Here is a 25,593-nt window from a genome sequence, read left to right on the forward strand (position 1 = left end):
TGCTGCAGGCCAGCGGTGAAAGGCTTGCGGGCGCACAGCCTTTCACCAAGGTAGGCTCCCTAAAGACCGAGCGACGCAAGCCCGGCCAATACACGAGCCTTCGCCTTGTTCGGAAGATCGTTCGCTTTCACGGCGGCCAGATTTGCCGGAGCATCTCCCACGACGATGACACCTGCCATGCCCATGCCGACATGCGGCGCGCATTTCACAACATAGGCTCCCGGCAGATCAAGCGTCACCTTGACTTCTTCATTCATCTTGCCCTTGAAGGCCTGCGCTCCTGCGGGAATAAGATTTGCCACCGCTTCTGCGTTGTGGCTTTTGTCCGTCGGGGTGAAAATGACCGTGTCGCCGGGTGCCACCTTGATGGCTGCCGGCTCAAACACCATGGCTCCGTCAGTGCCCTTGTTCAGCATTTGAACGTGATGTTCGGCAGCGTTTGCCAGACCGGCAAAGGCCATTGTCGCGGTGATAGCTGCAGCGTACAGCGAGAAAATACGTGGGCTCATTGTCTTGCTCCTTCAGGAAGGTCGGTTGCGACCTTGAATGGCAGGAGAATAGCTGGACTGTCAGAACCGTCTTTGCGCAATGGCAAAGAGCAGGACGGATTGGGCCACAGCGCTCAAAGCTTGGCACTGTCGGCAAGAGCCTGAAGGCGGGTCACATCACGAACCGTCAATTTCTGACGCCCGCCTTCCACAAGACCATCACCTTCCCAGGCACTGAGGATGCGCGAGACAGTATGAAGGGTGGTACCGGTCATTTCGGCAATGTCCTGGCGTGTGATCGGAAAGTCGATGCGAATACCGCCTTCGGCAGCCCTCCCGGCCTGTTTGGTCAACCGCAGAACGGCATGCGCGACGCGACGCTCGACCTCCTGCGTCGACATTTCTCGAATTCGCGTATGCGCCTCCTCGAGACGCGCGCCGATGGTGTTCAACGCACTAGCAGCAAGAACGGGGCTGCGATCGATGAAATGCGGCCAGAGATCGGTCGGCCAACAAATCGTAAGGCTCTCGATGACGCTGAGGGCGGTGCCGGGGTAATCAGGCCTTCGTAACGCTTTTGCAAAGCCGAACAGGTCGCCCGGATGCACAACGCGCACGATGATCTGCTGACCATCCGGTGTCACCTGTGTGACCTTCAGGCGACCGTTCAGCAGCAGAAAGAAATGCGAGGCAGGTGCGCCCTGCTCAAAAACCGCCTCACCGGAAGGCACCCGTCGTGTGATAGCGCGCGAAAGCAGTTCTTCGATTTCCACATCGGGCATTTTCTCGAAAAGAGCGAATGAGCGAAGAACGCTCTTGTCAATTTTTACCACGACCGTTCCCCCGGCTGAGGCCCATAAGGGCCCAAAGTCGGGGCACTTTAGCATGCAGGAATGAGTGCGATTTGTTAGAGATCAAATCCAGTCGGGCAGATGTCGCCGCAAGCGGGCAAGCCATGGCTCATCCCGCACAAGGCGAAAGCCGAGGTTTGCAGGGGGTGTTCCAACCGCGCAGCCGCCGGATTTCGGTTCGCGCACAAAGGAACTCATGGGAGAACGATGCCTGCCCACCGTCACATAGACGCCGCAGGCCACATCCTGCTTTGTGGCACCGGCATTGCTGCCAAGCTCCACGCGCCTGTGACAGGTTGAGGTCCACTCCCAGATATTACCTGCAAAATCTGCGAGCCCGCTTTCCGCTTCACCAAATGAACCGGCTGGTTGCGGGCGTGCATCCATGGGTTTGCGACGTGTCTCACGATCATAATCGGCAAGCCAGCGAATGGCGGGATTGGTAGTATCAGTATCCACGCCCAGCGCATCATCAGGAAATTTCTCTCCTGCCGCCATGGCCATTTCACGATCCGTTGGCAGACGCCATTGCTCGCCCGTGGCCTCACTCAGCCAGGCGGCATAGGCCGTCGCATCATCAAAGCTCATGCCGGTGGCGGGGAAATTGCTCCGCGCCGACACGGAGCGATCCGCAGGATTGCAGCGCCTTACTTCTACACAGCGTTCATAGTCCGCTTCGCTGACCTGATATTTCATGATGGTCAGCGGAATGCCTTTGCCTTCCACTTTCAGCAAGGGTGCATTGACCGCAAAGCCGTTGCGATAGAATTCGCCATCCTGCCGGTAGGAGAATTCGTGCGGCAGAACCGAGATCGTCGGTGATGACTCTACGCTGCTATCTCTGGCAGCGAACGTCAGGCTTTTGACCTGTGAGGCCACGCCACCGGACAAGGCCACAAGCAGAATTGCTGGAAGGGCAATGGATCTGATCGAGCTTGTTCCGGTGGTCATGCCGCACCTGTTTTAACCTTGAGGCTCTCCGCACCAGATGCGGAGAGTAATTTCGATTTCGGACAAAGGGTCAATGTGTGTTGGGCGAAAGCACTGCGGTCATCAGATCATTGTTCCATTGACCTTCGACCTTGAAATGGGCGGCAGCACCCTTCTCGAATGCCTCGATAAGATTATGGTTCACATAGGCATAGATGCCCGGCTGCTGGAACGTGTAGAGCGCAGCCCCGGCGGCACCGCCTGGAATGAACCATGTTTCCTGATCGAGTTCCGGCGGATTGGCAAACTTGCCGGTTGCCCAGACATAATCCCCATGCCCACCGATCAGGTGCGGGCGCGTATCGCGATTGGCCTGCGAATGGAGGATCAGAACCTTCTCGCCGACTTTGGCCTTCAGGGCGTTCTCGCCAGTCAGAGCTCCCACCTTACCGTTGAACACGATGTGGCTTGGCGTCAGCGTCCGCATCACCTCGAGCACATCGGCATAGGCGTCGCCGTGGCTTTCGTATTTCTTGTATTCGCCGTTTGCATCGCGGGGAACGTAGAAATCCTGTTCGCCGACGTAATAGGCGCGGTCATAGGTAATATCCTGACCCTTGTGATCCTTTAGGCCCTCGCGCGGCAGAACCATAATTGCACCGTTCATGCCCGAGGTGACATGCCACGGAACCATGCCGGGAGGTGCGCAGTGGTAGACGAAGACGCCGGCCTTCGTTGCCTTGAAGCGCATGATCGCCTTTTCGCCGGGGTTTACGACCGTCAAGGCGCCGCCACCCAGCGCACCCGTTGCCGAATGGAAATCGATATTGTGTTGCAGGGTGTTCGTATCGGGATTGACCAGCGTCAGTTCGACATAGTCGTCCTGATGGACCACGATCATGGGGCCAGGCACCGAGCCATCGAAGGTCATGGCATGCACTTCGGTTCCGGCATCATCAACGATGATCTTCTTTTCCTCGATCGTCAGGGTGACTTCGTAGATCTTGGGCGCACCTTCAGCCTTCTGCGTATGCGGGTGAACGAAGGGAGGCTTGACCAGAGCAAGCTTCACCCGCTCAAGCTTGGAGAGGTCCGGTTGGCGCGGAACCGTTGCAACGGGGTTTGCGGCCTTCGTCGCCGTGGCCGCAACCAGCGGCACGATTGCGCTGGCGAATGCGGCACCGCCCAACATGGTACGTCTGGTCAGTTCAAAATTTCTGGGCATCGACTTGGTCTCCTGTCTGGAACGGAGCAGTGCCGTTCTTCGAGACAGATAAAAACCCAATTCGAACCGTCGCTCTTTGCTCCAAAACAACAAGCTCGATCTATTTCTTCTCAGTAATTGTCATTGCGCAAAGAACAGACGCGCCAGAATATTAGCATTGCTCTCATATTCAGGAGCAATCACATGACACATGCAGCACAGAATGCGGATGCTGGCACGATCAGAACAATCCGCGGCCTTTCGCCCAACCAGCTCACGCTGTTTTCCTACGGGTTTCGACCTTTTTTCCTGGGAGCAGTCATCTGGGCCCTCATCACCATGGCACTGTGGCTTCTGGTACTAAGAGGCACGATCGAGGTCGCCGGGGATTATGGGCTCAAAGCCTGGCACGCCCACGAAATGCTTTTCGGCTTCGGTTCAGCAGTGCTCGCCGGCTTTCTGCTGACAGCTATTCCAAACTGGACGGGAAGGCTGCCCGTCTCGGGTCTGCCTTTGGCTGGTCTCTTTGGTCTCTGGGCCATCGGGCGGCTATCGCTTTTGCTGGTCCCGCTGGTGGGTGCGCTTCCAGCAGCGGCGCTAGAGGCGCTTTTTCTTCCGGCCTTATTCTTCATCTGCGCCCGTGAAATCATCGCCGGACGCAAATGGGCGGATTTGAAGGTTCTTGCCGGTGTAGCCGCGCTAACCCTCGCCAATCTCTGCTTCCATCTCGAAGTCATTCTATGGCAGGGACCGGATCATTCCGCGCGCCTTGCCGTCTCTGCCTATGTCATGCTGATCATCATCATCGGCGGGCGGATTTTACCAAGCTTTACTCGCAACTGGCTGAACAAGCAGGGCCGCACGGATTTCCCGACACCGTTCAATGGCTTCGATAAAGCGGCCATCTTGGTAAGCCTGCCAGCCCTTGGCCTCTGGGTCGCGCTCCCGAATGCACTTGCAACAGCAATCTTCGCCGTTCTGGCCGCAGACTTGCATATTGTGCGGCTGATCCGGTGGCGCGGCTGGACGACAGCAAGCGATCCGATCGTGGTCGTGCTCCACATCGCCTATGCCTTTGTGGCGCTCGGCTTTTTTGCGATTGCAGGCGCGGCGCTGGATCTGCTTGAACCGACCGCGGCACTGCATATCCTGACAGTCGGCACGATCACGTCCATGATGCTGGCGGTGATGACACGCGCTACCCGTGGCCACACAGGTCGCGAATTGAAAGCGTCGCGCATGACGTGCATCAGCTACACCGCGTTGTTCCTCTGCGCACTCGTGCGACCGCTTTCAACGCTTTTTCCCGCTCACCTGCCTGAGATCTACGGACTGGCGGGACTGTTGTGGCTCACGGCTCTTGGACTGTATCTGGTTGAATATGGCCCGATGCTGGCCTTCAAACGCAGGCAGCCGCTTCACCGCTGAGCTAAAAAAGGATCCATAGAAAATGCCGCGTTTTCCACTGGAAGGCGCGGCATTTTTGTTGTCAGGAATAAACCATTCAGGCTCGTATCATCGAGGGGTTCCATTCGGGCTCGTAGGTCAGCTCAACATCAACCGCATCCACATGCCCCTGCTCCAGAACCCGCTGACGCACGGCTTCTGTCAGAAACCCGGCAGCGGGGCAGCCACGGGCGGTCGTAGTCATCAAAATATGCGCCTGTCGTTCACCACGCATCTCGATCTTGTAGATAAGACCGAGATCAACGATGCTCATGGCCGCTTCCGGGTCCATGACCGTGCAAAGGCTTTGCTCGATAAGTTGACTGACCAAAGGTTCAGACATCGCGGTTCCCCTCCCCCCGCCTGACCAGCATGCGAAACACGGTGCCGGTTTCATCGTGATTGCCAACCCACTGGTGGCCGCGCCGCTGCAACTCCGGAAACAGGAAGACCGGCTCTCGCGACAAAAGGGCAAAGAGAACCTCGCCCGGCTGCATTCCTTCCAGTTCGGCCAGGATTCGAACCATGGGCTGGGGAGGGTCGAGATCCGTCAGGTCCAGTTCCAGCACTGCTTCAGGCCAGATATCGGCGCTTGCGGCATCCTGGGAATGGGCCACACTTGCCGCCGCAGGCAGGAAGCAGACCTCGTAGTCTCCGCCGCCCAGTTCCCGCACCTGATGGCTGAAGCCTCGCCTGCGCATGACGTTGAACAGCGGCTCTGGCCGAAACGGTGCCAGCAACCGCAGGCCTTGCTGCGGCGAAAGCGCCTCTACGGCACTCATGATCTGGGGAAAGGGTTCGACCCCATTCGCCAGCAGCGGACGCACGTCCAGTTCTGCGAAATCCTGTGCCATGGCATCACTCCTGTCTGGCGGTTGCAATGAAAAGAAGAGGGCGTTGCGCGCCCTTTGGGAGTTTGAGAGCAAGTGGCACGTAGAATAACCTGCGTGCCCGGATGAATTCGATGATCAGGATCAAGACAGAGAAAGCCATTCCGCCAGAAGCGGTTCTGAACAGTGTCGGCAAATCTGCAGCAAGCCCAATGGCAGCGGAGCAGACAGCGGCGAAATACACAGCAAAGGCTATCCGCGCAGGCTTTTCGCGTACCAGATCCTGCACAGCCGGCACCGTCCCCCTGCCCATGGCAGGGCCGTATGTTTCAAGCCAGGTGAGAAACGGAATGATCTTGTAAAGTTGTGCAAGACCAAGGCCCGACAGCCAGCCCATCGCCAGCAGATAAAAGCCGGTCACGGCCAGTGGGCGAGAAAAATCTGCCAGCGCATCAGACGCGACAAGGCCTAGCCCGATAGGCAGAAAGGCGAGCGCCACAAGGCTGGCGAACATGTTGGGTTCTATCTTCTTGCGTCTTCTGGTTCTTGCGATGGCAATGACATCCCGCACATAGACAGCCGCAGCGATGGCCGCGAATGCCAGGGCAGCAAGGGTCATGAAGCCAGTGACGATGGCAAGCGAAGCAAGCAGGCACAGCAGTGCAAGCAGCGTGAAAGCCAGGACAAGGCGCGAACCGCGCCCACCATTCTGCGACAGAAGAAACATGGAAAACAGGCGATAGCTGACGCCGATCGCTGTCACTCCCATCCAGCCAACTAAACCGAAGCCCGCATGGATGGGAACCGCAAAGGCGGTGAGCGCAATCAGCCAAGGTAGCGCTGACACACCCGAAAGAACGAGCGTGAAGCAGAGGCCGAGCAGCAGAGTGGCAGTGAGGGCTGCGAGCCCTGTCAGCACGAAGACACCCGGCGGTGAATTGAGCGACAACGGCACGAGAGTGGCACCGCACATGAGGGCGACCAGCCCGAGACCGAGGCACAGCAGCAGCCCACCCGCTGGCAGAATGACCGGGGGCGCATCGATAAATCCCCCTAGTGAAGCAAAGCCCGACAGAAGGAGGGTCAGACCCGCCAAAATCAGCAGCAGGGCCGGGGCCGCGCAAGATGAAAAACGCAAGGACCGCGATGCCAGCACCGGCACGAATTGCAGGAGAGCGCCGCAAAACAGCAGACCGAGCCAGCCAAGGGCAATGGCATGGACGGTGATGAGTGTTGCCGGGTCCTGCCAAATCTCCTGCGGGAAGCCGAAGCCTGCCGCCATCAGGCAGAGCCCGATCAGGAGGAAGATCAGGGCGCATGCGAAATAGGACATGGTCCAGCGCGAAATGGATGCGCCCTGCATGAAACGTCACTCCTTAATGCGTCAGAACTCAGTGTCCGCAGCAGCAACCACAGCCGCCACCGGCCTGCCGCCGGATTTCAACCCGCCAGACATCCGGCCCGGCTTCGAGATAGCTCCAACGGAATAGGTCCGGGTAGCGGCTATCGATCTGCATATGCAGCGGTTGCGGATCATGGTCGCTGGCCACATGCAGCGCATCGCCAGGAGCCAGATCGCCCAGCAACCCAAAGATGACCGGGTGACGCTGGCGGGGAGGAAGCAGACGAACATCAACTTCCTGAATGGGGGTAGTATTCATGTGAGAGCCTCATGATGAAGGAAATTCCGCGCTGGAATGAACCCGCATCATGAGACTAGAATCACCATCGTCCGGCTTCGTTGTTGCGCGACAAACAGCAGCGCATTTCATCGTGTGAGGGAGCGATAAATTGCCGGAAGCGACTGCGGAAGCTTGCCGATGTGGCCGACGATGGCAAAACCATTGCGCCCGAACATGGCAGGCAGATAACTACGGGCGTCCTTATCAACGGTGACGGCAAAGACGCTGGTTCCCGCTCGTCTGGATTCCGCGATGGCCTTGCGGGAATCCTCCAGTGCAAACCTCCCCTCATAATGATCGATGTCGTTCGGCTTGCCATCGGTCAGGATCAGAAGCAGCTTCCGGCGGTTCGGTTGTTTGACAAGTTCGGCATGAGCATGGCGGATGGCGGCTCCGATGCGGGTATAATAGCCGGGCTTCAAGCCCTCGATCCGCCGCTCGACGTCCGAGCTCATGCTTTCATCAAACGCCTTGACCGTCTCGATCTTCACCCAGTCGCGGCGGCGGGAGGTGAAGGTCTGGATGGAATAATGGGTGTCGCAAGCGCTCAAGCCATGCGCCAGAACACGCACCGCCTTCTTCTCCACATCCAGCACGCGATGATCATCGAACCAGGCATCGGTCGACAGCGACACATCCACCAGAAGCGTCACCGCAAGGTCGTGCCCCCTGGGGCGTGAGAGAAGATGGATGCGGTTTCCGCCGTCCCCTCCAGATGCCAGATCGGCACGCATGCGCACCACCGCATCAAGATCCAGTTCCGAGCCGTCCACCTGCGCCCGCAGGATTTCATGCCGGGGTCTGAGAATTTCAAACTGACGCCGCACCAGACGTACGAGATCGCGCATATCTGCGGTTTGCGGCTCAGAGGTTTCTGAAAGCGAAGCCGGGCCGGAAATGACGCGGCAATAATTCGGCATATAGCTCAAACTGCGGTAGTTCCACTCGGGGTAAGTGTTTTCAGCCTCAAGCGAACTGGTGTCCACCGCTTCCGGCGGCAAATCCAGATCGAAACGAAACTTGGCGGAAGGCCGCTCTTTACGTCTCCCGAGCCGGATTTCATCCAGATCGCGGCTGGCATCATCGTTTTTATCATCGCTGTCATCGGTCGGACGATCGACATTGACCATTTCCGCCATGGCGAGAATTTTCTCGAAGCGGTTCAAAATGAAAGGGCTGCGCTCGCTTTTGTCCCGCTCGGTTTCACGTTCACCCCGAAAGAAGCCGGTGCCATCTACGGCGGCAGCAGCGGCGGTGCTGCCGTCTTCATCGCCAGTTTCAGCAGTGGAAGATGCTTCCCGCCGCAGATCATGAACAGGCCAAAGTGGCACCAACAGCAAAGGCTGGTAACCGACAGGTGCCTGTGCCGGAAAGATGGCGGGCATAATCTCATCGGCCAAGCCTGCGCCCCGACGAAGCAGAGCCATGGCGCGCGCTTCAACCAGCTTTTCGACGGGCGGAAGCACTGCTCTGCGACGCCCGGCCAAGCCAGCACGGCAAAGCGCGGCGTACCGGTGCCGCAAGCCGGGAAAAGCGTTCAAAACATGCTGAACCGTGGCAGAGGCCAGATCAAGACGTGCCAGATCTGCCCGCAGGGGATCATCCGGCTCCACCCCTCCTGACGGCATTAAGGCCAGATAGGCGGCCAGCCAGATGTAGAGATCGCGGTTAAGTGCCCGTTCCGGAAAAATGTCGATGAGGGGCGGCAGGGCCATTGCCCCCTCCCCTCGCGCAGCCCAGGCAAGCTTTTCCTCACCCAGCCCGACGAGTTGACGAAGCCTGAGGCGGTGGGAAGACGTGCGGGCATGGGCGGGCCCCAATTGCGCGGTAAGCTCTCCGCCGAAGGCGCGAAAGCAGGTTGCGAGATACGGCTTCACCTCATCGAAGGTGACGGCCTGATCCGGATAGCGCGGCATGCTCGAGGTCTGTCCCACAAGCCGGTGCCAGAATTTTCCGACGCTTTCTTCCAGTTCCAGAAACTCGAACATGGCAGCCTCAGACAATCACACTATGGGCGACTTCCGTCAGCGCCAGTTTCACGTCCGCATCATCCGTCAGCGGTTCGATGATGGCAGCGCGCACCGCATCGCGCACCGGCATTCCGCTATCGATCAGGCAGGCGCAGTAGACCAGAAGGCGGGTCGAGACCCCCTCTTCGATATCGTGACCTTTCAGGCGGCGAAGCTTTGCCGCAAGCTCTACCAGCGGTGCCACGCGGGCCTCATCCAGACCGCTTTCTACGGCAACCACTGCAATCTCTTGCGCCTTCGGCAGAAAATCGAACTCGATTGACAGGAAGCGCTGCTTCGTCGACGGCTTCAACGCCTTCAGCATGTTCTGATAGCCGGGGTTGTAGGACACAACGAGCATGAAGCCGGGAGGCGCTTCCAGCTGCTCACCGGTGCGCTCCAAAGGCAGAATGCGGCGGTCATCAGTCAGGGGATGCAGCACGACGGCGACATCCTTGCGGGCTTCGACCACCTCATCGAGATAGCAGATGCCGCCTTCGCGCACTGATTTCGTCAGCGGTCCATCCACCCAGACCGTATCGCCACCCTTGAGCAGATAGCGCCCGGTGAGATCCGCGGCTGCGAGATCGTCGTGGCAGGAAACCGTTGTCAGCGGCAGGCCGAGCCGCGTTGCCATGTGGCTGACGAAGCGGGTCTTACCGCAGCCGGTTGGCCCTTTGAGAAGCAACGGCAGCTGCCGCACCCATGCCATTTCGAACAGCTGGCACTCGTTGCCATTTGGAATGTAAGGCGGGATTTCTGCGAGCGTGACCCCGCGCAGTTTTTGATGGATCGTCATTGTGCAATGTCCTGTGTGAAGGGGGAGGCCCTGCATGATTAGGCAGGGCCTGAGGCTGGGATGCGCTTATTCCGCTGGCTGGAGCGAAGCGGCTGAAGCGACGCGCTGCTTGCCGGGCACGAAGATGGCCCAGATGAACATGATGGCAGAGATCAGCACGAAGATGCCGGAGCCGAGCCTGATCCAGTAGAACAGCGCCAGCTGGTCTTGCACATCCATGTAGCTTTGGCCGAGAACCCGCTGCAGGTGCACCTGAAGGACGCCTGCAAAGGTCAGCGCGAAGGTCATGACCGACATGGCCGTGCACATGATCCAGAAGCTGACCATGGAGAGCATCTGGCTATAGGGCTGGCGACCCAGAAGTTCCGGCACCGCATAGGCCATGGCGGCAAGGTTCAGCATGACATAGGCACCGAAGAAGGCTAGGTGGCCGTGCGCTGCCGTGACCTGTGTTCCATGCGTGTAATAGTTCACCGATGACAGCGTGTGGAGGAAGCCCCAGACACCGGCACCGAAGAAGGCCATGACCGAGCAACCCAGCGACCAGAGAATGGCGGCGCGGTTCGGGTGCTTGCGCCCTGCCTTCCAGGTCATGACGAAGGTGAAGACCACCATGGTGAAGAAGGGAGCAACTTCCAGCGTCGAGAAAATCGAGCCGATCCACTGCCAGTAGCCCGGAGCGCCGATCCAGTAGAAGTGATGGCCGGTGCCGAGAATGCCGCTGAAAAGCGCCAGACCCACGATGACATAAAGCCACTTCTCCACGACTTCGCGATCGATGCCGTTCAGCTTAATCATCAGGAAGGCAAGAATGGACGCCATGATGAGCTCCCAAACGCCTTCGACCCACAGATGGACGACGTACCACCAGTACATCTTGTCCAGCGCCAGATTGGCAGGATTGTAGAAGGCGAACAGGAAGAAGATCGCGACACCCCAGAGCCCGAAGATCAGGATGTTGGTCACCACCGTCTTACGGCCCTTGAGCACTGTCAGCGTGATGTTGAACAGGAACATCAGGCAAACGATGACGATGCCAATCTTGATCGCAAACGGCTGCTCCAGAAATTCACGGCCTTCGTGAATGTGGAAGAGATAGCCCACCACGGCGGCGGCAGCGGCAATCAGGAAAATCCAGAACTGCGCAATGGCAAGCTTCGGGCTGTAAAGCTCGGTCTCCGCTTCCTCAGGCAGCAGGTAGTAGGTGGTACCCATAAAACCGATCAACAGCCAGACAATCAGCGCATTCGTATGAACCATACGGACGATGTTGAAGGGCAAAAGAACGGAAAGCGTGTTTGGCAGAACATAGATGGTGCCTGCCAGAACGCCGAACAAAACCTGGGCGATGAACAGGCCGAGTGCACCGTAGAAATACAGCAGCGCGACCCTTTGTGTTTTATATTTCATGATGATGTCCTCTGGAGTGACGGTCAGCCGGCTTCGTTCGGCGGCCATTTTTGCGTCTTGATCTTGCTGGCCCAGCGCAGGAATTCCGCCAGATCACTCGCTTCCTGGTCCGTCAGGTTGAACTGCGGCATCTGCCGGCGACCTTCGATGCCGGAGGGCTGGGCAGCCATCCACGCCTTGAATGTGTCGCGCGTGGATTCAACATCCTTGTCTCCACCCATCCGGGTCCAGACATTGCCGAGTTCAGGTGCGAAATAGGCACCTTCCCCCAGAAGCGTGTGGCAATTGATGCAGGAGTTTTTCTCCCAGACGTGCTTGCCGCGCGCGACGGCGGCGGTCAGCGTTGTCTCGTCGGTCGAGGTGGTGCGCATGTAATAGTGGCTGTGCGCCGTCAGCCCCAGAAAAATGGCAAAGAAGAAGGCGGATCCGCCGTAGAAGACGTTCCGCGCTCCGGTTTTGGTGAGATGTTCCGACATATCCTGTCCCTCTCGCGCTCCGTCATGCTGCAACGGAGCCGGATTGTTTCAGGCGTCATACGGCTAAAGCCGCATCAGCCTTCGGGACGAGAAGTGCCTGAGAGCGGCACTTCATTCTTTGTGAAAGTGCAAACAAAATTCCGGAAGGTGATCTGTTCTCAATGAAACAGAACCGGCGCGAGAGCCTTGGCAAGCGCCACAAGGGCAAACAGGCCAACCCACGACGTCAGCGCCAATGTCAGTGCGGGGTTGCGCAGGCCCATATAGTGCTTGATGACGATGCGCCCTTTCAGGATTGTGAGCCCGAGAACGGCAGCGATCGCAGCAACCGGCAGGGCGCTGTGGCGCCATTGCACGATGACGAGCGACGCGATGATGGCAAGAAGGAGCAGCCAGAGGGCCGCTCCAAACAGCCAGTGATCAGCCTGCTTTCGCATCACTACACCAGATAGAGAACGGGGAAGAGGACGAGCCACACCAGATCCACCACGTGCCAGAAGGTGGCCAGTGCGCCTGCCGTTTCCGCCTTGGGGCGGACTGCGGAAAGGAGCATGAGAACGGGCAAAAAAGCAACATGCGCAAGATGGAAGCCGGTGACGAGAAAATACATCTCGAAGAAGCCCTGCAGGCCCGGCTCTTGAGAGAACGGAATCTCGCTTGCGTATTCCAAGAGTTTGATGGCGACGAAGGCAAAGCCGAAGAGTGCGGCAAGCACCAGCCATCTGCGCCGCTTGCGATCTTCATCGGCACGCGCCGCCTCGGCCATCAACCAGCCGCTGGTCAACAGGATCAGCGTATTGAAACTGGCAAGGCCGGTGCCGAGATGCCGCCTTCCCGTTTCGAACGTTTCCGGTTGCTGTAGCGACAGAAAAAGAAAGCCACCGATCAGGATGGAGAAGACGGCAAGTTCGCTCCAGACCAGAAGCCAGAGCAATAAGCCGCCATCGGCTTCTTCTGCGCCCGTCATGTCATCAATGGCAGCCATTTGAACCTCTCCCGCAATCCGCCAGATCTCCATCGGGATATGCGTCTTTCAGCGACCGGCTTCTTTGCGCAGAAACAAAGACCGGAGACGCGAACGGATGCAGTTTGCATCAAATGAGATTGCGGATCAGGAGAACGGGCATGACCGACGCACAAACTGGACTTGTCGTTGCGACGCCGATCATCATCGGCTTTTCAATCGCGCTCTACAAAATGGGCGTCCTCCAGCGCTACAGCACCGTCATCGCGGTCCTGGCTTCCTGCGTGATCGCAGGCGTTTTGTTCGTTCAGCAGTAGGCGCGAATTCGGAAAGCACGGACCATAGAAGAACTTTTTATCGCCGGCGGCCTGTTCATCGCCCTGCACTCTATTCCGACCAGTCCGCAGGTTCGGTCCCGGCTGATTAGCATGATTGGACGAACGGCCTATCTTGCCCTTTACTCCGTCGCCTCGACGCTTGTGCTCATCTGGCTTTTCGCCTTGGCCTTGAGAATGGACTATGTCGAGCTATGGGCACCCGCTGCTTGGCAGGCGGCAGTCAATTTCGTACTTTCGCCCATCGGTCTGTTTCTGGTGATTGCGGGCCTTCTCAGCCCCAACTCCTATTCAGTCACCTTGCGAAAACCGACGGGCGAGTGCGGAGCCATTCTTCGGGTAACCCGCCACCCCGTTCTCTGGGGGTTCTTTCTCTGGGCCATCGGCCATGTGATTGCGAACGGAGACGTGCGTTCGCTCGTCCTGTTCGGCGGTTTTGCCGGTTTCTCACTGATGGGCATTCGCCTGCAAAACAAGCGTGCAGCCCGGCAAAGCCTGCCGAAATGGCGCATCCAGCCACAAGCCCGCATCGACCGACCAATGATAGTCGGGCTGTTGCTGACATCAGCGGCGCTTTTACTTCTGCTGGCGGGCGGTCACGCGCTGCTGTTCGGCGCCGATCCGCTGGTCATGCTGACCATTCAGTGAGGCCGCAGCTTAGACGGTGAGGGCAGTTGCTGGAGAGCCTTTTCAGCATCATCACGAAGCGGCATGCCGGTTCGTCCGCCGAAGACCGTGCATTTCAGCGCTGCGGTAACCGAACCAAGACGAACGGCATCTGATGTATCAAGCCCTTCCGCAACCGCCAGGGCATAGGCCCCGTGGAAAGCATCGCCAGCCGCAAGTGTGTCCACCGCCACGACTTGAAGCGCGGGTTGATGGCGAAGCTCAGCACCCTCCATCCAGTAGGCACCGGCTGCACCCAAGGTCACGCAAACAAGCGCTTGCGGAAAACGCTCCGCCAACTCCCGCACCAGGTCAGTCTCCGCCTTCGCTTGCGCGAGTGAACGGGCGGCAGGCTCGGAAAAGATAATATGATCAGCCACCTCAGCCAATAATAGAAGAGTCTCAACGGGCGCCACATCACCATCCAGAATGGCGGGAATACCCACGCGACGCGCAGCCTGCAGCACTTCACGGGCAAGCCTTGCCCAGCGCACATCGACCAGAACTGCATCGAAGCCAGCAATCATCTCATCGGAGATTTGCGGAATGGTGTGATGAAGGCGCGGGTCGTAGAACGGCACGATCAGCCGGTCGCCCCGGTCATCGACGAGAATGGTAGACAGCGCGGACGGCGCACCGGCCACAACAGTCATGGCCGTGGTATCGATCCCCGCTTGCGCGAGGTCATCGCAGATACGCCTTCCGGTATCATCATCGCCGACAGCGCCAAGAAGTGTAGCGCTGCCACCCAACCGCACAATGGCATAGGCTGCACTGGAGGCCATGCCTTCCGCAACCTGCACCATCTCGTAAGGCAGGATCTTGCCCTCCCCGCTTGGCAGAGCGCGAACGCGGAAGATGGTGTCGAGCACGGCAGCACCGACGCAAAGAATGCGCTTGCTCATTGCGCCTTAAATCCGACGACCGGTCTGCTTATCGAAAAGATGGACCTTCGACGGATCAATTTCGATGAAAACGGTATCGCCGAACCGGACATCGAAACGTTCGCGGAAAAGACACGCGATGTCTTCGCCATGGGCATCCAGACGCGTGAAGATTTCCGATCCCGTGCCTTCCACCAGCGTCACGCGGCCTTCGATGCCCTGCGTCGATGCCCGGATATGTTCGGGACGAATGCCGTAGACGAGATCCCGGCCACCCATCTTCTCCGCGACGGCTTGCGGAAGCGGCAGGATGAGCCCCTTTGTGGTGCGGAACACGCCCTCTTCCACCCGGCCGTCGATGAAGTTCATGGCAGGCGAACCGATGAAGCCTGCAACAAAGATATTGGCCGGGCGATCATAGAGTTCGAGCGGTGCGCCGATCTGCTCGATGAAACCGCCGTGCAGAACAACGATCTTGTCGGCCATGGTCATGGCTTCCACCTGATCATGCGTGACATAAACCGTCGTGGTACCGATACGCTGGTGCATGGTTTTGATTTCGCCGCGCATCTGCACGCGAAGCTTCGCATCGAGGTTCGACAGAGGCTCGTCGAACAGGAAGACCTGCGGATCGCGCACGATGGCGCGACCCATGGCAACGCGCTGGCGCTGGCCGCCGGACAATTGCTTCGGGTAGCGATCCAGCAGGGCTTCGAGCCCCAGGATTGAGGCGGCCCGCTTGACCTTCGCCTGGATTTCCGCAGCCGGAACCTTCTTGAGCTTCAGAGCAAAGCCCATGTTGTCCGCAACGGTCATATGCGGATAAAGCGCGTAGTTCTGGAAGACCATGGCGATGTCGCGATCACGCGCCGGCATATTGGAGACTTCGCGCGAACCGATATGGATCTCGCCTCCGCTCACCTCTTCAAGGCCCGCAATCATGCGCAAAAGTGTGGACTTGCCGCAGCCGGACGGGCCGACCAGCACGACGAATTCTCCATCAGCGATATCGATATCGATGCCGTGAATGACCTTCACCGCGCCGTAGTTCTTCTGGATGTTCTGAATATTGACGGTTGCCATGTGCGTTTCCTGAATTTGAGAATTGAGGGAGGGCGGCAAGCCCTCAACCTCCCTTGACGGCACCGGCGGTGAGACCGGCCACAATCTGTTTCTGGGCAAACATCGTCAGCAGCAGCACCGGCAGCGTCACGATGAGGGCGGCAGCGGCAAGCGGGCCCCAGCTGACCTGTTCAAAGGACAGCATGTTGTAGACCGCAACCGGTAGCGTGCGCGTTTCACGGTTGGCCAGCACGATGCCGAAGACGAAGTTGTTCCACGAGAAGATCAGCGCCAGAATGAAGGACACCACGATGCCGGGCTTGGCGATGGGCAGTGCCACCAGCCGGAAGACCTGCCACGGGGTGGCACCATCGATGCTGGCTGCCTCTTCCAGTTCCATCGGCGTCGTTTCGAAATAGCCAATCATGATCCAGACGACGATCGGCACCGTGACGACGAGGTGAATGATGATCTGCGGCCAGAGCGTGCCGATGAGCCCTGTCCACTGGAAGAGCAGAAACAGCGGAATGAGGAAGGAAAGTCCAGGCGTCATGCGGGCAATCATGATGACGACGGCAGATTTCTCAGCCTTCAGGCGCGCAATGCCGTAGCCGGAGGGAACGCCGATCACCAGCGCCAGCAAGGTCGCGGTTCCGGTCACCAGCACCGAATTCCAGAAGTAGAGAAGGAAATTGTTTTCCTCGAACACTTTCAGGTAGTTCGACCAGGCGACATTCTCGGGAAACAGGATCGGCGGATAGGCACCGTTATCGATCTCGTATTTGAGCGAAAGCGAGATCATCCAGAGAAAGAACAGGATGACCGGCGACACCATGATGAAGGCCACGAACAGCAGGCCCAGACTATCCAGCGTCTTGCGTCGAATAAGGCGCTTTGCCATCACTTCGTCTCCATGTCGGACCAGTTGGCGCGTTGCCTGACCATGAGCAGGACGAAGGAAAGCGCAATGATGATGAAGAAGAACACAACCGCCATGGCTGAACCGTATCCGATATCGTAATAGGCAAAGGCGGTGTTGTAGAGATAGATGTTGATCGTCTCGGATGCCGTTCCCGGCCCACCCTGCGTCATCGCATAGATGATGTCGAAGCTTTTGATCGCATCGATAGACCGGATGATGACGGCAATCATCAGGAAGGGCGCAATCATCGGCATGGTCAGATAACGGAATTTCTGCCAGGCATTTGCGCCATCGATTTCAGCGCTTTCGTAAGGCTCACGCGGCACGGCGGCGAGACCACCCAGAACAATCAGCATGACCAGCGGTGTCCACTGCCATGTCTCGACGAGCACCAGCGAGGGGATGACAGTGAACTGGTTGTAGATCCACTCCTGCGGTCCGATGCCGAGGAAGGAGAGAAGATAGTTCAGAACGCCAAGCTGCGGGTGGAACATCATCGTCCAGACCAGCGCGACGGCGACCGGTGTCGCCATCATCGGCATGACGAAGACACCGCGAAGAAGCCCGCGGAACGGAAACTTGGCATCGAAAATCAGCGCAGCCAAAGTTCCGAAGAAGAGCGGCAGCACAACCGAGAGCGCCGTGTAGGTCGCGGTATGCCAGAGCGATTCCCAGAAGCGCATATCCTGCGCCAACCGCACATAATTGGCAAAACCGATAAATGTTCTCGGTTGGCCAAGCGTCCAGCTATTGACGCTCATCCAGAGGGTGAAGACCCATGGAAAAACGATGACGGCAGACACGACAAGCAGGGCGGGCAGGACAAACGGCCAGTAGTTGGGAGCAAGCCGTGACGGCTTGCTCCTTTTCTGCTTGGCGTCAGCAACGCTGTTTTCGATACTCACGGATGCCATTATCCCTCGCTTCGCGCCAGAACCGGCTCGAACTGCGCTGTTGCATTCTTGAGTTCAGTTGCAGGATCAGCGCCGCCAATCATGTTGGTGAGAGCAACACCGTAGATGTCGCGGAACTCGGTGACGGGAATGACGACCGGCAGCGCGAGCTTGGAGATCTTGCCAGATCCTGCCACCGCATCCAGCCAGGCTCCCGGCATCTTCACGCCTTCGCGGACCTTGGCATCGGCCAGGATCGACTGGCGGAACGGAACGCCGGCACCGGCCTGCAACAGACGCGCGCCCATGTCATGCGAGATTGCCCACTGGCAGAACAGGTAAGCCGCCTCCTTCTTGGTGGAAGCTTCTACGACGCCGAGACCATCGCCGAAGGTGCCTGCTGCCTGCGCGGCCGGACCCTTTGGCATGACGCCATAGCCGGTCTTGCCAACAACACGCGACTTCTGCGGATCTTCGATCGGCGGCGCAAAGCCAACACCATCAAACCACATACCGATCTTGCCCTGCAGGAAAGCCGATTGCGCTTCTGCCCAGTTAAAGCCGGAAACGCCGGGAGGTGCTGCCTTGGTCATGAGGCGCTGATAGAGCTTGGCAGCCTCAACTGCTTCCTTCGAAACCGCATCAACCTTGCCCTGCCCGTTGATCGGGGCTGCACCATAGCCCAGCATGAAGGATGTCCAGACCGGCGTGTTGGCGTTCTTCAGACCGCGTGCGACGAAACCATAGGTGTTGGTGGACGGGTCGGTGATCTTTTCTGCCGCATTGACCAGTTCTTCGAACGTGGTCGGATAGGAAAGACCCTTCTTCTCGAAGAGTTCCTTGTTCCAGTAGACGATCCAGTAATCCACCGAGAAGGGCAGCGAGCGGAGTACGCCCTTGGAATCCTTGGCGAACAGCAGGCCTGCCTCGGCAAAATCCTTTTCCGTCAACGAAGCATCGGTCAGCGATGGATCCTTGAGGAAGCCGCTGATGTCTGCCAGCCAGTTGCCCTTTTCGAACTGACGCTTCTGTACGTGATAGCTGAGGTGCACAACATCGAAGCTCGGCTTGCCTGTGCTGAGTTCGATCACCGTCTTCTGGCGCTGTTGTTGTTCCGGCGTTGCCTCGGCATTGACCTTGATACCGGTCAGGCTCTCGAACTCGGAGAGATATTTGATGAGCGTTTCGCTGCGTGGGCTTTTCACGAGGTTGACGTTGATGGTCTGGCCCGAAAACTTTTTCCAGTCGACGGCAGCAGACGCGGGGCGGCCACCCAGCATTGCGGCACCGCCCAAGGCAGCGCTGGCTGCCAGAAACCCACGGCGGGTTGGCTTCAAGATTGAAGTCGTCATTTCTATCCTCCCGTTTTGAAAGTCGCATCTCCTCAGAGCGACAGATGAAAACTTCTAGATTGCGAGGGCTCGATCCCTTGCATTTCCGATATGCGCCACGAGGCGCTGAACCGCGTCATCCACGGATCGGCTTTCGATAGCTTCGAGAACAGCCAAATGCTCCCGCATGACGGGACCGACCCGACCCTCAATGCGGACGCGTTCCTGATTGATCAACCGCATCTTGATGGCATTGACCCGATAGGCATTCGAAATTATCGAATTGCCCATGGCGTCGATGAAGGCGTTATGCATGCCCCAGTCGGTCGCCTGCGCCCTCTGCTCGAGTTCAGGTGACGGACCGCTTTCCTCGATTTTCTGAGCAATCTCGCGATGCGCGCTTAAGAGACGATGAACCTCCTGATCGCTTGCATTGCGTGTGAACAGGGCAACAGCCTCTTTCTCAAGCAAGATGCGAAACTGAAAGGCCTCCCGGATCAGGCTGAGATCGATATGGGCAATCTGCAGCCCGCGTTGAGGAACAGTCTTGATCAGCCCTTCCGTTTCGAGCCGAGGGATCAACTCCCGGATCGCGCCAAGCGTCAGCCCGGTCAACTCCACCAACTGCCTTTGGGAAATGAACTGGCCGGGACGAACATCACGTGCCAGCAGGTGGCGTGTGAAGCTCTCATACGCCTTTTCCCGCAGTGGCACCTGTTCGTTCGTCTCGTCCATGACGTCCCCTCTTCGGCAGGTTTGAATCAGGCAGCCTTTTCGGAGAAAGCCTGATCGAATACGCTGCAAATCCTGTCGCGATCCTGAGCCGCAATTGTAATCAGCGGAGGCCGCACGTTCAGCCATACCCCGTTGCCGCTGGTGTGAGCAACCAGGACTTTGACGGCAGGCGTAACCGGATAGTTAAGCAGGACCTCGACAAGACCTGTTACCCGATCATCGTCACGACCATCCACCGCCATGGCCCGCACGTCTGCGCCCAAGAGGTTGGCCATGCCGGAAATCGCGCCCTGTCCGCCCAGACGGGTTCCCTGGGCCAGATGCCGCTCATCACCGATCATGATGGCAAGATCGCCGTGCTCTTTCAAAAGGCGCTCGGTGTGCGTCCAATCGCCACCGGAATCCTTCACGCCCGTGACGATACCGGGAAACGCTGAGCGTAGTCTTGCAACGAGGTCGACGGAGATCTTGACCATCGTGACTGATGGAATGTTGTAGACGATGATATCCCGAGCCTTGGACCCGAGACCGGCGAATACCGCCGAAAACCAGGTGAACAGACCATCATCCGATACGTTCTTGAAATAGGATGGCGGCGCCAGCAGAATGTTGCGCGCTCCCAGATCAAGTGCCTGGGCGGACTGTTCGACAGCGTCGATGACGGAATCGACCAGGACGCCAGCGACAATATTGGCGCCAGAAATTCCAGACGCCTGAAGAGCAGAGAGAACCTTCCCGCGTTCGCTATGCCCAATGGAGCTTCCCTCGCCCGTCGTACCAAAGACAGTCACGCTGTCGCAGTGATGGTTGAGACAGAAGCGAGCATGCTCGGTCAGCATCGGCAGAAGAATATTTCCGGTCTCATCGAACGGCGTGGTCAGGGCGGCCGACAGGCCAAACTTGCGGGACAATTCTGTGCTCCTCCAACTAACATCATCACCGTACTACGGTAACATGTTAGTCGTAAAGAGGCGATTGCACGCTTTTAACAATCTTTTCGAAGAGACTGATCTTTTGTTATGGGTCGGTACAGACAGAGGGCGAAATGACACCGTCAGGAGCGAAATCAGCCTTCGGCCCAAACCCGGCAGCCGCCGTCGCATAAGTCGGTCGCGAACTTCTGAAATTTGCACCTGTGTTTCGCAACGGAAATTCCCTCTGATATTCAGGCAGGGTCGATCTGTACCAGATCTCAGGAATTTTGCGACAAGACGCCGTTTCGCTGATCCTTTTCCATCTTACCTCATTGACAAAATCGTATATTTTTGTACGCTTTTGTCAATGAGGTAAGATAATGGCTACACCCAAGCAGATCGCTCGACGCGAACGCATAGAAGAAGCCGCTTATGCGGTGCTCAAGGAGGCCGGATACAAGGCCGCGTCCATGCTCGCCATCGCCCAGCGCGCATCAGTTTCCAATGAAACGCTCTACAACTGGTATGGCAACAAGCAGGCCCTTTTCCGATCGTTGATCGAAGCGAATGCCAAAGAGGCCAGGGAACTGCTGGAATGTGCGCTTCAAACGGGAAGCGATCCGCTCCAAACGCTCGCCGCACTCGGACCAATCCTGCTGTCCCTTGTAACCAGCGAGAAAGCCGTCGTGCTCAACCGCGCGGCGGCCGGTGACATCAGCGATACGAACACACTCGGCCCGGCGATTGCACAATTTGGACGCGATACCATTGCACCTCTCGTTTGCGACCTGCTGAAAGCCGCAGGCCGGTCCGGGCTCATCATCTGCGACGACCCGACCTCTAGTGCCGACATCTATTTTCGCCTGTTGATTGGCGACCTTCAGGTTCGCCGAGTTATCGGTGCCTTGGACGAACTGCCGCCCACGGAAATCGAGCAACGGGCGAGAGAGGCTATGGCCCTGTTCTTGGAACTTCATGCGCCCGCCGCTGGCGAGCACTTTTTGCCATCCGCTCACGGGAAACCTTCACAATGACGCTCTTCCTTTACGTTTTTTCACTGCTATCGCTGCTGTCGAGCGGGGCGATATTTGGCTTTTTCTATGCGTGGGTTTGTTCGACGATGTGGGGGCTGGATGCGGCCGATCCGGCGCTTGCGATTGGTGCGATGCAGGCCATGAACGCATCGGTCAGAAACATGGTGTTTGCGCCAGCTTTCTTCGGAACACCTTTTGTCCTGATCGCGACCGCAGTGCTTGCTTGGCTATCCCGGATGAAGGCCGCAAGCCTTATCTTCGCGATCGCCGGCCTGCTTTACCTATTCGGCGGCATGATCCTTACCATCATCGTAAATGTACCGATGAACGAAGCGCTTGCGGCCGTCGCCATCCCGCAGGATGCAGCCGAGGCGCAACGCATCTGGGAAAATTATTCGGGGCCTTGGCAATTCTGGAATACTGCCCGCACGATTGTCAGCGGCGTCACACTGGCGCTGACCGGCATCGCAATCTTCATATTGAACGCAAAGGCGGCATGATTGCCTGTCCGCAAATCTCCCGAGTAAAACGATCCCTGTTCTCCTGACGTTTGCAACGTCGAAGAATAGGGAGTTTTGCGACAGTCGCAATATTCGCCCTTTGCGGGAACCGGCCAGATGCGGGTTGTCCCAGAAGGACTACAGCCTGTTTGCGACGGTAACAAGGCTATGCAAACCAAAGCTTTCCAGCATTGAGATCCGCCAGGGTTCGATTGGGACAGCGGAGCGAAGGCTTACAGTGTTATTTGGCCCTCAACCTGAACCGACCGCTTGTTATGGAGACGTGGCGGAACTCCAGATGAGTACACGCAATTTATCGGGTGATTGTTTGTGCACTTGCTAACAATCCGCATAGAAAGATTGCAGTCGCCGATCCCACATTCGACGTGCCGAAACTGGTAAATCAACTAATACACTGATTAGTCGATGAAATTTCAGTTTCATCTGGTCTGGCATGAAATCTGCTTTGTTTTCGTCGACTGGGCAGAAGTCCGGCATCCACAACGAAAAGAGGGAACGGCATGACGAAGACACCATCCAAGCCCGAGGGCTCGCAAGCATTTTTCAAGCTGTTGCAGGTGAGCACGATCTTGGGCGCAGCCACTTTTGCAATGTTTGCGACGACGGTCCAGGCTGATGCTGCCGGCACGTTGCGGATCGGAATGACGGCGTCAGATATCCCCCTCACGACCGGTCAGACGGACCAGGGCGGCGAGGGTCAACGCTTCATGGGCTACACGGTCTACAATGCTCTGGTCGAATGGGATTTGACAAAGGCTGACAAACCGTCGGGCCTCGTTCCAAGCCTTTCGACATCCTGGCAGGTCGATGCGAGCGACAAGACCAAATGGATCTTCAAGCTACGGGATGGCGTGAAATTTCATGATGGCAGCGCCTTCACGGCCGAAGCAGTCGTCTGGAATCTCGACAAGCTTCTGAAACAGGATGCGCCGCAGTTCGACAAGCGTCAGTCTGCGCAGGGCAAGTCTCGTATTCCCGCTGTCGCATCGTATAAGGTCATCGATCCCCTGACTGTCGAGATCACCACCAAATCTCCGGATGCTACGCTCCCCTATCAGTTGAGCTGGATCCTGATTTCCTCTCCCGCAAACTGGGAAGCGCAAGGCAAGAACTGGGACAATGTTGCCCAGAAGCCTTCTGGAACTGGCCCCTGGAAGATGGAAGGCGGCTTCGTTCCACGCGAACGGGCCGAACTCACGCCCAACAAGGATTATTGGGACAAGGCCCGCGTGCCGAAGCTGGACAAGCTCGTACTGATCCCGCTGCCCGAGCCGAATACGCGCGTTGCGGCCCTGCGCTCCGGCCAGGTGGATTGGGTGGAAGCCCCTGCCCCGGATTCCGTCAAGTCACTGAAGGATGCCGGTTTCAAGATCGTCACGAACTCCTATCCGCACAACTGGACCTGGCATCTTTCCCGTGTCGAAGGCTCACCATGGAATGACATCCGTGTTCGCAAGGCCGCAAACCTGGCAGTTGACCGTCAGGGTCTGAACGAGTTGTTGGGCGGACTGTCCGTTCCAGCACAGGGCTACATGCCGCCCGGTCACCAGTGGTTCGGCAAGCCAAGCTTCAAGCTGGACTACAACATCGAAGAAGCCAAGAAGCTGATGAAGGAGGCCGGCTTCGGTCCTGAGAATCCAATCAAGACCAAGGTCGTCATCTCTTCATCCGGCTCCGGGCAGATGCTGCCGTTGCAAATGAACGAGTATATTCAGCAGACGCTCGGCGAAATCGGCATCAACGTCGAATACGAAGTGATGGACTGGAACACGGTCATCAATGTGTGGCGCGCAGGGGCCAAGGATGCGAGCGCCAAGGGCGCGACCGCCGTCAACTACAGCTATTTCATCCAGGATCCCTTCACTGCCATGATCCGCCAATCGCAGTGCAATCTGGCACCGCCAGCGGGCACAAACTGGGGCTATTATTGCGACAAGGATATGGATGCCCTGTTCGACAAGGTGCGCAACACCTTCGATGCGGCGGAACAGGACAAGGTGATGCAGCAGATCCATGAGAAATATGTCAACGATGCGCTCTTCCTCATGGTGACGCATGACGTTGCCCCACGCGCCATGACGGGCAAGGTCAAGGGCTTCGTCCAGGCGCAGAACTGGTTCCAGGACTTCTCGACCATCTCGATGGATTGAGTGACACACGGGCGCGCCGGTCTTCCCGATTCCGGCGTTCTGCTGCAGCCGCCCGGCGCGCCCGACTTGTTTGTGCCAATTCAACCGATCGAGTGAGACCCTTATGCTGCTTTATGCGCTCAAACGAATTTTGCATGTCATCCCGGTCACGATTGGCGTCAGCATTGTTTGCTTCATGCTGATCCACATCGCGCCGGGAGATCCCCTCGCGGCGATCCTTCCGTCGGATGCTTCCGCAGAGATGCAGGCGCAAATGCGCAGCTTCTACGGTCTTGATCAGCCACTTCCGGTTCAATATCTGCTCTGGGCATGGCATGCACTGAAAGGTGACCTTGGCACATCGATCGCCAGCGGACGTCCAGTCCTCGGCGAAATTCTCGATGCCTCGGTAAACTCCATCATCCTGGCTGTCGCTGCTGCCGGCATCGGCTTCATCACCGGTTCGGTGCTGGGGTTTCTGGCAGGCGTCTTTCGCGGAACATGGATAGATCGCGCGGCCTCTGCTGTTTCGATGCTTGGTGTCAGCGTGCCTCATTACTGGTTGGGCATGGTTCTCGTCATCGCCTTCTCGGTCACGCTTGGCTGGCTGCCGGCCATGGGCGGCGGTCCGGAAGGATCCACGGGACGCGGATTCAGCTGGGCCTATCTCCAGTTTTTGATCCTGCCTGCCGTCACCATGTCAGTCATTCCCATGGGCATCATCGCCCGCACGATCCGTTCGCTCGTTGCAGACATTCTTTCGCAGGATTTCACGCAGGCGCTCGCGGCCAAGGGGCTGATGAGCAGGCAGATCATGCGTCACGTCATTCGCAATGTCGCCCCAACGGCGCTTTCGGTCATGGGCCTGCAACTTGGATATCTTCTCGGCGGGTCGATCCTCATCGAAACGGTCTTCTCCTGGCCTGGCACCGGATTTCTTTTGAACGGCGCCATTTTCACCCGTGACCTGCCGATACTGCAGGGCACGATCCTCGTACTCGCGATGTTCTTCGTGCTGCTGAACCTTGCCGTCGACGTGCTCCAGAGCGCCATCGACCCCCGTATCCAGAGGAGCTGA

Annotated in this window: 28 protein-coding genes; 7 read left to right on the forward strand and 21 right to left on the reverse strand. The window is 57.9% G+C overall.

What is annotated here, in order from left to right; genetic code table 11:
- Positions 1-59: 59 nt before the first annotated feature.
- The 4 genes from G6N80_RS05145 to nirK all read right to left on the reverse strand — a co-directional run bounded on the left by G6N80_RS05145 (position 60) and on the right by nirK (position 3,494).
- Entirely contained in the window at positions 60-509 is a 450-nt protein-coding gene (locus G6N80_RS05145; RefSeq protein WP_062557140.1) for a pseudoazurin, read from the reverse strand.
- Positions 510-622: 113 nt separating this feature from the next.
- Positions 623-1,375, reverse strand: a complete 753-nt coding sequence (locus G6N80_RS05150; RefSeq protein WP_062557139.1) for a Crp/Fnr family transcriptional regulator — start codon at positions 1,373-1,375, stop codon at positions 623-625.
- Positions 1,376-1,402: 27 nt separating this feature from the next.
- Positions 1,403-2,290: an SUMF1/EgtB/PvdO family nonheme iron enzyme gene (locus G6N80_RS05155; RefSeq protein WP_165131781.1), complete on the reverse strand. Its 888-nt coding sequence runs from the start codon at positions 2,288-2,290 to the stop codon at positions 1,403-1,405.
- A 70-nt stretch (positions 2,291-2,360) separates the two neighbouring features.
- Positions 2,361-3,494, reverse strand: coding sequence for a copper-containing nitrite reductase (gene nirK, locus G6N80_RS05160; protein WP_165131784.1), 1,134 nt, complete (start codon positions 3,492-3,494; stop codon positions 2,361-2,363).
- 183 nt (positions 3,495-3,677) lie between these two features.
- Here nirK and G6N80_RS05165 point away from each other — a divergent pair, with 183 nt between their 5' ends.
- On the forward strand, positions 3,678-4,901 hold the full coding sequence (locus G6N80_RS05165) for an NnrS family protein (protein ID WP_165131787.1): 1,224 nt from the start codon (positions 3,678-3,680) through the stop codon (positions 4,899-4,901).
- 76 nt (positions 4,902-4,977) lie between these two features.
- On the opposite strand, the gene G6N80_RS05170 is transcribed toward G6N80_RS05165, so the two are convergent.
- From G6N80_RS05170 to G6N80_RS05215, 10 genes are all read right to left on the reverse strand, one after another.
- On the reverse strand, positions 4,978-5,262 hold the full coding sequence (locus G6N80_RS05170; RefSeq protein ID WP_165131790.1) for a metal-sulfur cluster assembly factor: 285 nt from the start codon (positions 5,260-5,262) through the stop codon (positions 4,978-4,980).
- The gene (locus tag G6N80_RS05175; RefSeq protein WP_062557134.1) at positions 5,255-5,773 is read right to left on the reverse strand and encodes a DUF2249 domain-containing protein; all 519 of its coding nucleotides are present in this window, start codon (positions 5,771-5,773) and stop codon (positions 5,255-5,257) included. Before G6N80_RS05175 ends, G6N80_RS05170 begins: the two co-directional genes overlap by 8 nt.
- Before the next feature lie 4 nt (positions 5,774-5,777).
- Positions 5,778-7,112, reverse strand: a complete 1,335-nt coding sequence (locus G6N80_RS05180; RefSeq protein ID WP_165131793.1) for a hypothetical protein — start codon at positions 7,110-7,112, stop codon at positions 5,778-5,780.
- Positions 7,113-7,140: 28 nt separating this feature from the next.
- A complete protein-coding gene (locus tag G6N80_RS05185; RefSeq protein WP_062557132.1) occupies positions 7,141-7,410 on the reverse strand; it encodes a DUF2249 domain-containing protein in 270 nt (89 codons plus the stop codon).
- 107 nt (positions 7,411-7,517) lie between these two features.
- Entirely contained in the window at positions 7,518-9,419 is a 1,902-nt protein-coding gene (locus G6N80_RS05190; protein WP_165131796.1) for a nitric oxide reductase activation protein NorD, read from the reverse strand.
- Positions 9,420-9,426: 7 nt separating this feature from the next.
- Entirely contained in the window at positions 9,427-10,239 is an 813-nt protein-coding gene (locus tag G6N80_RS05195; RefSeq protein ID WP_062557130.1) for a CbbQ/NirQ/NorQ/GpvN family protein, read from the reverse strand.
- Between the two features lie 66 nt (positions 10,240-10,305).
- Complete coding sequence (locus G6N80_RS05200; protein ID WP_165131799.1) at positions 10,306-11,649, reverse strand: cbb3-type cytochrome c oxidase subunit I; 1,344 nt, start codon at positions 11,647-11,649, stop codon at positions 10,306-10,308.
- 23 nt (positions 11,650-11,672) lie between these two features.
- Complete coding sequence (locus tag G6N80_RS05205; RefSeq protein ID WP_165131802.1) at positions 11,673-12,125, reverse strand: c-type cytochrome; 453 nt, start codon at positions 12,123-12,125, stop codon at positions 11,673-11,675.
- Positions 12,126-12,283: 158 nt separating this feature from the next.
- Positions 12,284-12,562, reverse strand: coding sequence for a hypothetical protein (locus G6N80_RS05210; protein ID WP_156379361.1), 279 nt, complete (start codon positions 12,560-12,562; stop codon positions 12,284-12,286).
- Between the two features lie 2 nt (positions 12,563-12,564).
- Entirely contained in the window at positions 12,565-13,110 is a 546-nt protein-coding gene (locus tag G6N80_RS05215) for a cytochrome c oxidase subunit 3 (RefSeq protein WP_162249607.1), read from the reverse strand.
- 140 nt (positions 13,111-13,250) lie between these two features.
- On the opposite strand from G6N80_RS05215, the gene G6N80_RS05220 reads away from it, so the two are divergent.
- Both G6N80_RS05220 and G6N80_RS05225 read left to right on the forward strand, forming a co-directional pair.
- Positions 13,251-13,406 carry a hypothetical protein gene (locus tag G6N80_RS05220; protein ID WP_165131805.1) on the forward strand — a complete coding sequence of 52 codons (156 nt, stop codon included), beginning with the start codon at positions 13,251-13,253 and terminating at the stop codon, positions 13,404-13,406.
- Between the two features lie 24 nt (positions 13,407-13,430).
- Complete coding sequence (locus G6N80_RS05225; RefSeq protein ID WP_165132387.1) at positions 13,431-14,072, forward strand: NnrU family protein; 642 nt, start codon at positions 13,431-13,433, stop codon at positions 14,070-14,072.
- Here G6N80_RS05225 and G6N80_RS05230 read toward each other — a convergent pair.
- Genes G6N80_RS05230 through G6N80_RS05260 form a run of 7 tightly spaced genes read right to left on the reverse strand, consistent with a single transcriptional unit; the run spans position 14,066 to position 20,828 of the window.
- Positions 14,066-14,995: a sugar kinase gene (locus G6N80_RS05230; RefSeq protein ID WP_165131808.1), complete on the reverse strand. Its 930-nt coding sequence runs from the start codon at positions 14,993-14,995 to the stop codon at positions 14,066-14,068. The genes G6N80_RS05225 and G6N80_RS05230 overlap by 7 nt on opposite strands.
- A gap of 6 nt (positions 14,996-15,001) precedes the next feature.
- Entirely contained in the window at positions 15,002-16,057 is a 1,056-nt protein-coding gene (locus G6N80_RS05235) for an ABC transporter ATP-binding protein (RefSeq protein ID WP_165131811.1), read from the reverse strand.
- A gap of 43 nt (positions 16,058-16,100) precedes the next feature.
- Positions 16,101-16,922 (reverse strand): carbohydrate ABC transporter permease, encoded by an 822-nt coding sequence (locus G6N80_RS05240; protein ID WP_183898045.1) that lies wholly within the window; start codon positions 16,920-16,922, stop codon positions 16,101-16,103.
- 14 nt (positions 16,923-16,936) lie between these two features.
- Complete coding sequence (locus tag G6N80_RS05245) at positions 16,937-17,872, reverse strand: carbohydrate ABC transporter permease (RefSeq protein ID WP_062557123.1); 936 nt, start codon at positions 17,870-17,872, stop codon at positions 16,937-16,939.
- Positions 17,872-19,203, reverse strand: coding sequence for an ABC transporter substrate-binding protein (locus tag G6N80_RS05250; protein ID WP_165131814.1), 1,332 nt, complete (start codon positions 19,201-19,203; stop codon positions 17,872-17,874). Before G6N80_RS05250 ends, G6N80_RS05245 begins: the two co-directional genes overlap by 1 nt.
- 54 nt (positions 19,204-19,257) lie before the next feature.
- Positions 19,258-19,917, reverse strand: a complete 660-nt coding sequence (locus G6N80_RS05255) for a GntR family transcriptional regulator (protein WP_062557121.1) — start codon at positions 19,915-19,917, stop codon at positions 19,258-19,260.
- Positions 19,918-19,943: 26 nt separating this feature from the next.
- Positions 19,944-20,828: a dihydrodipicolinate synthase family protein gene (locus G6N80_RS05260; protein WP_165131817.1), complete on the reverse strand. Its 885-nt coding sequence runs from the start codon at positions 20,826-20,828 to the stop codon at positions 19,944-19,946.
- 383 nt (positions 20,829-21,211) lie between these two features.
- On the opposite strand from G6N80_RS05260, the gene G6N80_RS05265 reads away from it, so the two are divergent.
- The 4 genes from G6N80_RS05265 to G6N80_RS05280 all read left to right on the forward strand — a co-directional run bounded on the left by G6N80_RS05265 (position 21,212) and on the right by G6N80_RS05280 (position 25,593).
- A complete protein-coding gene (locus tag G6N80_RS05265) occupies positions 21,212-21,865 on the forward strand; it encodes a TetR/AcrR family transcriptional regulator (RefSeq protein ID WP_165131820.1) in 654 nt (217 codons plus the stop codon).
- A complete protein-coding gene (locus G6N80_RS05270) occupies positions 21,862-22,365 on the forward strand; it encodes an anthrone oxygenase family protein (protein WP_165131823.1) in 504 nt (167 codons plus the stop codon). Before G6N80_RS05265 ends, G6N80_RS05270 begins: the two co-directional genes overlap by 4 nt.
- 611 nt (positions 22,366-22,976) lie before the next feature.
- Positions 22,977-24,536: an ABC transporter substrate-binding protein gene (locus G6N80_RS05275; RefSeq protein ID WP_246251403.1), complete on the forward strand. Its 1,560-nt coding sequence runs from the start codon at positions 22,977-22,979 to the stop codon at positions 24,534-24,536.
- Between the two features lie 103 nt (positions 24,537-24,639).
- Positions 24,640-25,593: an ABC transporter permease gene (locus G6N80_RS05280; RefSeq protein ID WP_165131829.1), complete on the forward strand. Its 954-nt coding sequence runs from the start codon at positions 24,640-24,642 to the stop codon at positions 25,591-25,593.

It is taken from the genome of Rhizobium rhizoryzae, from assembly GCF_011046895.1.
Lineage (GTDB): Bacteria > Pseudomonadota > Alphaproteobacteria > Rhizobiales > Rhizobiaceae > Neorhizobium > Neorhizobium rhizoryzae.

Coding starts and splice junctions, on each gene's coding strand:
- G6N80_RS05145 (WP_062557140.1), bottom strand. CDS start 509: ATGAGCCCACGTATTTTCTCGCTGTACGCTGCAGCTATCACCGCGACA.
- G6N80_RS05150 (WP_062557139.1), bottom strand. CDS start 1,375: ATGCTAAAGTGCCCCGACTTTGGGCCCTTATGGGCCTCAGCCGGGGGA.
- G6N80_RS05255 (WP_062557121.1), bottom strand. CDS start 19,917: ATGGACGAGACGAACGAACAGGTGCCACTGCGGGAAAAGGCGTATGAG.
- G6N80_RS05265 (WP_165131820.1), top strand. CDS start 21,212: ATGGCTACACCCAAGCAGATCGCTCGACGCGAACGCATAGAAGAAGCC.
- G6N80_RS05205 (WP_165131802.1), bottom strand. CDS start 12,125: ATGTCGGAACATCTCACCAAAACCGGAGCGCGGAACGTCTTCTACGGC.
- G6N80_RS05165 (WP_165131787.1), top strand. CDS start 3,678: ATGACACATGCAGCACAGAATGCGGATGCTGGCACGATCAGAACAATC.
- G6N80_RS05275 (WP_246251403.1), top strand. CDS start 22,977: ATGTTTGCGACGACGGTCCAGGCTGATGCTGCCGGCACGTTGCGGATC.
- G6N80_RS05210 (WP_156379361.1), bottom strand. CDS start 12,562: ATGCGAAAGCAGGCTGATCACTGGCTGTTTGGAGCGGCCCTCTGGCTG.
- nirK (WP_165131784.1), bottom strand. CDS start 3,494: ATGCCCAGAAATTTTGAACTGACCAGACGTACCATGTTGGGCGGTGCC.
- G6N80_RS05195 (WP_062557130.1), bottom strand. CDS start 10,239: ATGACGATCCATCAAAAACTGCGCGGGGTCACGCTCGCAGAAATCCCG.
- G6N80_RS05215 (WP_162249607.1), bottom strand. CDS start 13,110: ATGGCTGCCATTGATGACATGACGGGCGCAGAAGAAGCCGATGGCGGC.
- G6N80_RS05230 (WP_165131808.1), bottom strand. CDS start 14,995: ATGAGCAAGCGCATTCTTTGCGTCGGTGCTGCCGTGCTCGACACCATC.
- G6N80_RS05170 (WP_165131790.1), bottom strand. CDS start 5,262: ATGTCTGAACCTTTGGTCAGTCAACTTATCGAGCAAAGCCTTTGCACG.
- G6N80_RS05220 (WP_165131805.1), top strand. CDS start 13,251: ATGACCGACGCACAAACTGGACTTGTCGTTGCGACGCCGATCATCATC.
- G6N80_RS05250 (WP_165131814.1), bottom strand. CDS start 19,203: ATGACGACTTCAATCTTGAAGCCAACCCGCCGTGGGTTTCTGGCAGCC.
- G6N80_RS05155 (WP_165131781.1), bottom strand. CDS start 2,290: ATGACCACCGGAACAAGCTCGATCAGATCCATTGCCCTTCCAGCAATT.
- G6N80_RS05235 (WP_165131811.1), bottom strand. CDS start 16,057: ATGGCAACCGTCAATATTCAGAACATCCAGAAGAACTACGGCGCGGTG.
- G6N80_RS05190 (WP_165131796.1), bottom strand. CDS start 9,419: ATGTTCGAGTTTCTGGAACTGGAAGAAAGCGTCGGAAAATTCTGGCAC.
- G6N80_RS05245 (WP_062557123.1), bottom strand. CDS start 17,872: ATGGCATCCGTGAGTATCGAAAACAGCGTTGCTGACGCCAAGCAGAAA.
- G6N80_RS05200 (WP_165131799.1), bottom strand. CDS start 11,649: ATGAAATATAAAACACAAAGGGTCGCGCTGCTGTATTTCTACGGTGCA.
- G6N80_RS05175 (WP_062557134.1), bottom strand. CDS start 5,773: ATGGCACAGGATTTCGCAGAACTGGACGTGCGTCCGCTGCTGGCGAAT.
- G6N80_RS05180 (WP_165131793.1), bottom strand. CDS start 7,112: ATGCAGGGCGCATCCATTTCGCGCTGGACCATGTCCTATTTCGCATGC.
- G6N80_RS05280 (WP_165131829.1), top strand. CDS start 24,640: ATGCTGCTTTATGCGCTCAAACGAATTTTGCATGTCATCCCGGTCACG.
- G6N80_RS05185 (WP_062557132.1), bottom strand. CDS start 7,410: ATGAATACTACCCCCATTCAGGAAGTTGATGTTCGTCTGCTTCCTCCC.
- G6N80_RS05270 (WP_165131823.1), top strand. CDS start 21,862: ATGACGCTCTTCCTTTACGTTTTTTCACTGCTATCGCTGCTGTCGAGC.